The sequence below is a fragment of the Kitasatospora sp. NPDC056446 genome (assembly GCF_042796115.1).
Lineage (GTDB): Bacteria > Actinomycetota > Actinomycetes > Streptomycetales > Streptomycetaceae > Kitasatospora.
The window spans coordinates 26,085-32,510 of sequence record NZ_JBHTRF010000092.1 but is presented as its reverse complement, the minus strand read 5'-3'; the positions used below and the strand labels follow the sequence as shown (position 1 = coordinate 32,510).

The 6,426-nt window shown below is 72.1% G+C and carries 6 protein-coding genes; 4 read left to right on the top strand and 2 right to left on the bottom strand.

The features are described 5' to 3' along the window. Positions 1-77: 77 nt before the first annotated feature. Together ACFQ6N_RS35370 and ACFQ6N_RS35365 are read right to left on the bottom strand one after the other, a co-directional pair. Positions 78-344: a protealysin inhibitor emfourin gene (locus tag ACFQ6N_RS35370; protein WP_189918000.1), complete on the bottom strand. Its 267-nt coding sequence runs from the start codon at positions 342-344 to the stop codon at positions 78-80. A 143-nt stretch (positions 345-487) separates the two neighbouring features. Then, positions 488-1,510, bottom strand: a complete 1,023-nt coding sequence (locus ACFQ6N_RS35365; protein ID WP_380658022.1) for a M4 family metallopeptidase — start codon at positions 1,508-1,510, stop codon at positions 488-490. Between the two features lie 331 nt (positions 1,511-1,841). Between ACFQ6N_RS35365 and leuA the strand changes: the two genes are divergently transcribed. The 4 genes from leuA (at position 1,842) to ACFQ6N_RS35345 (ending at position 6,413) form a co-directional block, all read left to right on the top strand. Further along, the gene (gene leuA, locus ACFQ6N_RS35360; protein ID WP_380658020.1) at positions 1,842-3,638 is read left to right on the top strand and encodes a 2-isopropylmalate synthase; all 1,797 of its coding nucleotides are present in this window, start codon (positions 1,842-1,844) and stop codon (positions 3,636-3,638) included. 250 nt (positions 3,639-3,888) lie between these two features. Continuing rightward, positions 3,889-4,557, top strand: a complete 669-nt coding sequence (locus tag ACFQ6N_RS35355) for a TerB family tellurite resistance protein (RefSeq protein ID WP_380658018.1) — start codon at positions 3,889-3,891, stop codon at positions 4,555-4,557. Positions 4,558-4,828: 271 nt separating this feature from the next. After that, positions 4,829-5,575 carry a DNA repair protein RecO gene (gene recO, locus ACFQ6N_RS35350; RefSeq protein ID WP_380658017.1) on the top strand — a complete coding sequence of 249 codons (747 nt, stop codon included), beginning with the start codon at positions 4,829-4,831 and terminating at the stop codon, positions 5,573-5,575. Between the two features lie 4 nt (positions 5,576-5,579). After that, a complete protein-coding gene (locus ACFQ6N_RS35345) occupies positions 5,580-6,413 on the top strand; it encodes an isoprenyl transferase (protein WP_380658015.1) in 834 nt (277 codons plus the stop codon). Positions 6,414-6,426: the final 13 nt, after the last annotated feature.

The following is a 6,426-nucleotide window of genomic DNA, read 5'->3' as shown; positions in this document are numbered from 1 at the left end:
GCCGCTCTTCCTCGGGCCCCGCGGGGCGCGGGGGCGCCCCCCCCGTCCCTTGGGGGCGGGGGGGCCCCCCGCCGCCGTCACGCGCCTTCGCGCAGCACCAGCGACACCAGCTCCCGCTGCGAGTCGGTGAGCTTGGGGTCGGCGCAGTACACCGTCCGGCCGTCGACGGTGATCTCGTAGTGGAAGCCGTCCGGCACCCCGTACGAGGGGGCGCGCAGCCCGCCCGCGACGGCCTCGCGGGCGAGTGCGTGGACGTGCGGGGCGTCCGTGCGCTCGGCGGTGTCGAGCTCCGCGTGGCGGACGATTCCGGCGAAGCCGCCGGTCCGGGTCACCTGGATACGCATGGTGTCCATGGTGCTACGCAGGGACGGCTTTTGCGTCGCTTTTCCCGGACCGTGACCTTAAGCGCACCTCAACCCGGTCTCAACCACCCTTGAGCCGCCCGCGGGCGGGCCGGGGCAGGGCCGCCCGCGACCCGGCGGACCGGTCACCCCGGGCTGACCCCGACCTGCGCCCAGGAGGCCGTGACGGTGTCCGAGACCGAGGTCTGGCCGGGGTAGCGGGCCTTGGCGGCGGCCACGGTGGCCCGGGCGAAGGCGGTGAAGTCGGCGTCGGCGGGCAGCGTGCGCCCGGTCAGCGCGTCGTACCAGATCCGCCCGGCCCGCTCCCAGGACGAGCCGCCGAGGGCGGTGGCCAGCAGGTAGAACGCGTGGTTGGGGATCCCGGAGTTGATGTGCACGCCGCCGTTGTCGTCGGCGGTGTTCACGTAGTCCCGCATGTGCGCGGGCTGCGGGTCCTTGCCGAGCCGGGGGTCGTCGTAGGCGGTGCCGGGCGCCTTCATCGAGCGCAGCGCCACGCCCTGGACGCCGGGGGCGAGCAGTCCGGCGCCGATCAGCCAGTCGGCGTCGGCGGCGCTCTGGTGCAGCGCGTACTGCTTGACCAGGGAGCCGAAGACGTCGGAGACCGACTCGTTGAGCGCGCCGGGCTGGTCCTGGTAGTCCAGTCCGGCGGTGAACTGGGTGACACCGTGGGTGAGTTCGTGGCCGATGACGTCGATGCAGGCGGTGAAGTCGCCGAAGATCTCGCCGTCGCCGTCGCCGAAGACCATCTGGTGGCCGTTCCAGAAGGCGTTGTCGTAGTTGCGGCCGTAGTGGACGCTGGCGTCGAGCCGCAGGTCGTGGTCGTCGATCGAGTGCCGGCCGAAGACGTCGGCGTAGAGCGCGAAGGTGGCGCCGAGGCCGTCGTAGGCGTGGTTGACGGAGGCGTCGGAGACCGCCGGCCGGCCCTCGGTGCGCACGGTGCGGCCGGGCAGCCGCTGGCCGTGGCCGGCGTCGTAGACCACCCGGTCGAGGCCGGGGGCGCCGGTGCCGGGCGGGGGAGGGGCGAGGCGGGCCGCGCGGTGCGCGGCGTCGAGCGCGAGGGAGTGGACGGCGGCTTCGTGACCGGCCTCGGCGAGGCGGTCCAGGACGTACGGCGGGACGATCGCGCAGATCGGTACTGCTGCAGTCATGTGGCCCAGGGTGAGGCCTCGATGACCCGATGTCACCACTCTTGACATGACCGGTCGGCGTCTCAAGGGGTGGAACGGTAGCCCGGATCACTTCGGGGGCGCGCGGCGCTGGGTTACGCTGGGGCCATCATGCGCAACGGGCTGCTTCTTCTTAGCTGCCGCGTCGAGGGCCTGTAGTCCACCGGGGCCGGCTCCCTCGCCGCGGGGAACGAGCTGTGCGCGGAATCGGCGACCCGCCGTCGGGTCGCGCGCGGCAGCCGAGGCCGGCCAGTCGGTGTAGACCACCCGACCCGCCCGCACCACGCATCACAGGAAGCCGAGAGTCACCTCCATGACCGAGCAGACCTCCGCCGCGCCCGTTCCCGCCGGTCGCGCCTTCGTCGACCGTCCCACCCCGATCACCGCCGCCTCGGTACGCCAGCGCCCGTCGGGCATGCGGCACGGGCGCTACCTGCCGTTCGGCACCGTCGACCTGCCGGACCGCACCTGGCCCGGCGCGGTGATCAGCAAGGCGCCGCGCTGGCTCTCGACCGACCTGCGGGACGGCAACCAGGCGCTGATCGACCCGATGTCCCCGGCCCGCAAGCGCAAGATGTTCGACCTGCTGGTCGGCATGGGCTACAAGGAGATCGAGGTCGGCTTCCCCTCCTCCGGCGCCACCGACCACGCCTTCGTGCGGTCGCTGATCGAGGAGGGGGCGATCCCCGAGGACGTCACCATCTCGGTGCTGACGCAGGCCCGCGAGGAGCTGATCGAGAAGACCGTCGAGTCGCTGGTCGGCGCCCCGCGCGCCACCGTCCACCTGTACAACGCGACCGCGCCGCTGTTCCGCCGGGTGGTGTTCCGCAACGACAGGGCCGCCACCAAGGCGATCGCCACCGAGGGCACCCGGCTGGTGATGGAGTACGCCGACAAGCTGCTGGGCGACGACACCGTCTTCGGCTACCAGTACTCGCCGGAGATCTTCGTCGACACCGAGCTGGACTTCGCCCTGGAGGTCTGCGAGGCGGTCATGGACGTCTGGCAGCCGGGCGCGGGCCGCGAGATCATCCTGAACCTGCCGGCCACCATCGAGCGGGCCACCCCGAACGTCCAGGCCGACCAGTTCGAGTGGATGTCGCGCAACCTGTCCCGCCGCGAGTTCGTCTGTCTGTCGGTGCACCCGCACAACGACCGCGGCACCGCCGTCGCCTCCGCCGAACTGGCCTACATGGCGGGCGCCGACCGCATCGAGGGCTGCCTGTTCGGGCAGGGTGAGCGAACCGGCAACGTCGACCTGGTGACGCTGGGGATGAACCTGTTCTCGCAGGGCGTCGACCCGCAGATCGACTTCTCCGACATCGACGAGGTGCGCCGCACCGCCGAGTACTGCAACCAGATGGAGGTGCACCCGCGCCACCCGTACGCCGGCGACCTGGTGTACACCTCCTTCTCCGGCTCGCACCAGGACGCCATCAAGAAGGGCTTCGACACCCTGGAGGCGGACGCGAAGGCGGCCGGCGTACCGGTGGAGGAGCACACCTGGGGCGTGCCGTACCTGCCGATCGACCCGAAGGACGTCGGCCGCACCTACGAGGCGGTCATCCGGGTCAACAGCCAGTCCGGCAAGGGCGGTGTGGCGTACGTCCTGAAGAACGACCACAAGCTGGACCTGCCGCGCCGGATGCAGATCGAGTTCTCCCGGATCATCCAGGCCAAGACCGACGCCGAGGGCGGCGAGGTCACCCCGGCCGAGATCTGGCGGGTCTTCGAGGACGAGTACCTGCCGACCACCGGCAACCCGTGGGGCCGGATCTCGCTGAGCGGCTCGCGCACCCTGACCACCGAGGACGGCCGGGACGCGCTGACCGCCGAGGCCGTGGTGGACGGCGTGCCGGTGACCCTGGGCGGTACCGGCAACGGCCCGGTCTCGGCCTTCGCCGACGCGCTGTCCCGGATCGGCTTCGACGTCCGGGTCCTGGACTACGCCGAGCACGCGCTGAGCGAGGGCGGCGACGCCCAGGCCGCCGCGTACGTCGAGTGCGCGGTGGACGGCAAGGTGCTGTGGGGCGTGGGCATCGACGGCAACACCGTGCTGGCCTCGCTGAAGGCGATGATCAGCGCCGTCAACCGGTCGCAGCGCGGGTAGTTCGTACGAGTGGCACACGGCGGGGGCCGTCCTTCGGGGCGGCCCTTCGCCGTGCCCGGGGCCCCGGCCGGGGCGCTGTGTCCTGCGCCACATTTTTTGGGATCGGAAGCCGTTCGAGGTACTGACACGTGCCGGTAACCGTGGCAACATCGATCCACCGGAAAGCCGGGTCGGTGGGACGGCCCGGTGTCCGGTCGCGTGACCTGCCCATCGTCGAGCAGGCCGCCTGCCATGTCTGGGGAGTGGCGCCGTGACCAGGTTGTGGGGTGTCCGCCCGCGGTGGCGGACTGACGTTCTCGGTGACTTCTTCTGCCCGGGCTGCGGCGGGGACCGCAACTACCGCCGGCAGCACGGCCGGCGGTGGCTGCGGTTGCTGGGGACCCCGGTGGTCCCGCTCGGGCCGGAGATCGGCAGCGTGCAGTGCACCAGCTGCCACGGCAGGTACGGCGTGGAGAGCCTCGAACAACCGACCTGCGTACGGCTCGGCGCGATGCTGCGGGACGCCCAGTACACCATCGCGCTGGCCCTGCTCGCGGCCGGCGGCACCGCCCACCGGGCGGCCCGCGAGGCCGCCTGCACGGCGGTGCGCGAGGCCGGGTTCGAGGACTGCGGCGAGGCCCAGGTGCTGGCCGCGCTCGCCGCGCTCTCCGGACTCGGCGGCGAACTCTACGACGCCCACGGCATGGCGAGCGGCCTGGCCGTGGAACTGCACGCGGTGCTCGAACCGCTGACCCCGCACCTCGCCCACCACGGCCGCGAGCGGCTGCTGCTCCAGGGCGCGGCGATCGCGCTGTCCGACGGGCGCTACCTGCCGCAGGAGCGCGACGCGCTGGACGCGGTCGGGCACTGTCTGGACCTGCCGCAGGCGCGGGTCGGGGCGCTGCTGGAGGCGGCGACCCGGGCGCCCTACCAGCCGTAACCGGCCGTACCGGCCGCAGCGGCTCGCTCCTCGCACCACCCGTTGACCCCTCGGACCACCACCCTCGACCATCTCCGAGATCCCCCACAAACGGGCCCGGCCCCACCCTCGGGCCCGCCGTGACCCGCACCGAAGCGGCCCTCCCCCACGGCCCCGGTGCGGGCAACACGGCTGTCCGCCGCCGTCCGCCCCCGGGTGCCGCCGTCCGCCGCCCCCTGCGGCGGTCCGCAGCGGTCCCGGGCTGTCGGCGGCCTGGGGGAGAATGGTCGGCATGAGTCTTTTCCGGGACGACGGCGTCGTGTTGCGGGCGCAGAAGCTCGGCGAGGCCGATCGGATCATCACCCTGCTGACCCGCCAGCACGGCAAGGTGCGGGCGGTGGCGCGCGGGGTGCGGAAGACCAAGTCCAAGTTCGGCGCCCGGCTGGAGCCGTTCTCCCATGTGGACGTGCAGTTCTTCAGCCGGGGGAGTGAGCTGATCGGCCGCGGGTTGCCGCTGTGCACCCAGGTGGAGACGATCGCGCCGTACGGCGGGTCGATCGTCACCGACTACGGCCGCTACACCGCCGGGACGGCGATGCTGGAGACGGCCGAGCGCTTCGCCGAGAACGAGGGCGAGCCCGCCGTCCAGCAGTACCTGCTGCTGGTGGGCGCGCTGCGCACGCTGGCGGCCGGGGTGCACGAGTCGCACCTGGTGCTGGACGCCTTCCTGCTGCGCTCGCTCGCGGTGAACGGGTACGGCGCGAGCTTCACCGACTGCGCCAAATGCGGCCTGGAGGGGCCGAACCGTTTCTTCTCGCTGCCCGCGGGCGGGGTCCTCTGCACGGACTGCCGAGTGCCGGGATGTGCCGTACCCTCCCCTGAGACACTGGTACTGCTCGGGGCGCTGTTGTCAGGGGACTGGCGAACGGCCGACGCCTGCGAGCCCCGGTACTGGCGGGAGGGCAGCGGCCTGGTCGCGGCCTATCTGCAGTGGCACCTGGAGCGGGGCATCCGCTCGATGAGATATGTGGAGAAGTGAGCACATGGCAGCGCGACGGCTCTTCGGCGGCGGCAAGCAAAGGGACTACGCTCCCCCGACCGCGCACCCCAGCGGCGCACAGCCCCCGAAGATCCCCGGCGAGCTGGTCCCCGGCCACGTCGCCATCGTGATGGACGGCAACGGCCGCTGGGCCAAGGAGCGCGGACTGCCCCGCACCGAGGGCCACAAGGTCGGCGAGGCCGTCGTGCTGGACGTCCTGCGCGGCGCCATCGAGCTCGGGGTCAAGAACATCTCGCTGTACGCGTTCTCCACCGAGAACTGGAAGCGCTCGCCCGACGAGGTGAAGTTCCTGATGAACTTCAACCGGGACGTCATCGCCCGCCGCCGCGACGAGATGGACGCGATGGGCGTGCGGATCCGCTGGGCCGGCCGGATGCCCAAGCTGTGGAAGAGCGTCGTCCAGGAGCTCCAGGTCGCCGAGGAGCAGACCAAGGGCAACGACGCCGTCACGCTCTACATGTGCGTCAACTACGGCGGCCGGGCCGAACTGGCGGACGCGGCGCAGGCGATCGCGCGGGACGTCGCGGCCGGCAAGCTGGACCCGAAGAAGGTCAACGAGAAGACCGTCGCCAAGTACATGTACCACCCGGACATGCCGGACGTGGACCTCTTCCTGCGCCCCAGCGGCGAGCAGCGCACCTCCAACTTCCTGCTCTGGCAGTCGGCTTACGCCGAGTTCGTGTTCCAGGACGTGCTCTGGCCGGACTTCGACCGCCGCGACCTGTGGCGCGCCTGCGAGCAGTACGCGATGCGCGACCGGCGCTTCGGCGGGGCGATCCCGAACGAGCTCGGCTCGCCGCTGCCGTCCCAGCGCTGAGCCGCCGCCCCGG

Bases quoted from the DNA above. Each gene is read 5' to 3' on its own strand.
- ACFQ6N_RS35365 (WP_380658022.1), bottom strand. From the start codon at position 1,510: ATGACTGCAGCAGTACCGATCTGCGCGATCGTCCCGCCGTACGTCCTG.
- ACFQ6N_RS35345 (WP_380658015.1), top strand. From the start codon at position 5,580: ATGGCAGCGCGACGGCTCTTCGGCGGCGGCAAGCAAAGGGACTACGCT.
- ACFQ6N_RS35370 (WP_189918000.1), bottom strand. From the start codon at position 344: ATGCGTATCCAGGTGACCCGGACCGGCGGCTTCGCCGGAATCGTCCGC.
- recO (WP_380658017.1), top strand. From the start codon at position 4,829: ATGAGTCTTTTCCGGGACGACGGCGTCGTGTTGCGGGCGCAGAAGCTC.
- leuA (WP_380658020.1), top strand. From the start codon at position 1,842: ATGACCGAGCAGACCTCCGCCGCGCCCGTTCCCGCCGGTCGCGCCTTC.